Source organism: Aeromonas sp. QDB11, assembly GCF_027705265.1.
Taxonomy (GTDB): domain Bacteria; phylum Pseudomonadota; class Gammaproteobacteria; order Enterobacterales; family Aeromonadaceae; genus Aeromonas; species Aeromonas allosaccharophila.
In genome coordinates, this window is sequence record NZ_JAPDBM010000170.1 from 1 (window position 1) to 1454 (window position 1454).

A 1454-nucleotide genomic window follows, 5' to 3' on the forward strand; every position below is an offset into this window, starting at 1 on the left:
CTGCATGGAGACGCGATTAGATCACAGACGATCTGCCTGTTCAAATTTCATTAACAAAGTGCGATCCCGCCCTGATGGCGCTTACGTGCTCGTTCGGCGATATCTTCTGCCTTATCAAAGTCCTTCTTGGCGTCAATCCCTTTTTTAACACCAGTAGCAGCCAGTGCGGCTGCGGCACCCCATAAAAGTAGTGGTACTGCCATCTTTAATGCTCCTTATTAATTTTCTTCATCAATTCACAATAATGAGAGTTAGCTTTATAGTATTCAGCCTTACTCATGTTACCAACCATCTTCAATATAAAGTAATCATCAACGCGGCAAATCAACGGTCTGTCTTCATATATATTGCATTTTCTGCTGCCTTTATTAAAGAAATAGCAGATGCCATCACCTGAATGCATCTCTTGCATTGCTTCATTTCGCTGTAAATTTTCGCAACAATAACCACAACCATCACACTTAAACATATGCCATCCCAGTTTTTACTCTAGTGGCGAGATCAGCAGAGAACTCTTCAGCTAAGTGTTGGGGAGTGATTATTTTAATCTCAGGTAACCAATATCTCAGCCAGCGAAATAAATATTCTGGCCCTGTTATTGAGGCGGATATAAGTAGACTGCCATCATTCTCTGCTTTCAGCAGAGTTTGCTCTGAAAAAATATCTCGACGAGAGATGTAGGGGGCTGCTACTGGCGATATACTTAATGTAACGGTGGTTTTTTTCCAAAATAGATTCCGGAGTTATGTTTAAGCTCATCTAGGATATAAGGATTTCTAGGAAATATTTCATCGCTCAAAGTAAGAGACTTTATTCTACCTACTTCAAATGATTTAAGACTATTATCTTCCGCTGCCAAATACCAAAGGCCACTTTTATTTATTAACTTATATGGTGCGGCTTGTCGTATTTTTTCTTTATATTGAAAAATAATTTTATTTTGCTTGTTAATAGCAATGCAGAGTTGTTTTAAAATATCAGATAGTTTTATATTGTCTCGGCTGGTATGACCATTAATGGTGATGCTTCTCTCGTTGGTCATATAATCGCGTAGAAGTTGGCTATCGGAACCTGGGAACAAGTGAGCGACATCAGTAAATGATGCAAACTGAGTCAATTCACATGCATTTAGACGAGGTTGCCGCTCTTTTGAAAGTCTATATTTTCCAGGTGAAACCTCATCCAGTATATTTGCAAGTCGAGCCAAATCTCGGTATGCCGTACGTTCAGTAATGTGAAAGCGTTCAGATAACCAGCCTTTACTGATCTCTGAACCTTGATATAGAACAGTAAAAATTTCATTTATACGCTCTACCAATAGATCATTTTTTTTATTCTTTTTTTCCATCACAATTTCCCGCAACCCCTACCAATAAGCCAGGGCGGGAGCACACTTTGTTGATATTTTAACCAAAGAATAACTGAGCCCGATAGTCGTCATTCCAGCCGGCTCT

The 1454-nt window shown here is 39.3% G+C and carries 4 protein-coding genes; all 4 read right to left on the minus strand.

All coding sequences use genetic code 11. The features are described from left to right. Positions 1-50 precede the first annotated feature (50 nt). The 4 genes from OKC40_RS22440 to OKC40_RS22445 are packed head-to-tail and all read right to left on the minus strand — an operon-like array spanning position 51 to position 1348. Positions 51-203 carry a hypothetical protein gene (locus OKC40_RS22440; protein ID WP_270797024.1) on the minus strand — a complete coding sequence of 51 codons (153 nt, stop codon included), beginning with the start codon at positions 201-203 and terminating at the stop codon, positions 51-53. A gap of 2 nt (positions 204-205) precedes the next feature. After that, on the minus strand, positions 206-469 hold the full coding sequence (locus OKC40_RS23030) for a YkgJ family cysteine cluster protein (protein WP_442865915.1): 264 nt from the start codon (positions 467-469) through the stop codon (positions 206-208). Beyond that, complete coding sequence (locus tag OKC40_RS23035; protein ID WP_442865916.1) at positions 462-701, minus strand: WYL domain-containing protein; 240 nt, start codon at positions 699-701, stop codon at positions 462-464. The genes OKC40_RS23030 and OKC40_RS23035 overlap by 8 nt, the downstream gene beginning before the upstream one ends. A 2-nt stretch (positions 702-703) precedes the next feature. After that, complete coding sequence (locus OKC40_RS22445) at positions 704-1348, minus strand: helix-turn-helix transcriptional regulator (protein ID WP_270797025.1); 645 nt, start codon at positions 1346-1348, stop codon at positions 704-706. Between the last annotated feature and the right edge of the window lie 106 nt (positions 1349-1454).

Bases quoted from the DNA above. Each gene is read 5' to 3' on its own strand.
- OKC40_RS22440 (WP_270797024.1), bottom strand. From the start codon at position 203: ATGGCAGTACCACTACTTTTATGGGGTGCCGCAGCCGCACTGGCTGCT.
- OKC40_RS23030 (WP_442865915.1), bottom strand. From the start codon at position 469: ATGTTTAAGTGTGATGGTTGTGGTTATTGTTGCGAAAATTTACAGCGA.
- OKC40_RS22445 (WP_270797025.1), bottom strand. From the start codon at position 1,348: ATGGAAAAAAAGAATAAAAAAAATGATCTATTGGTAGAGCGTATAAAT.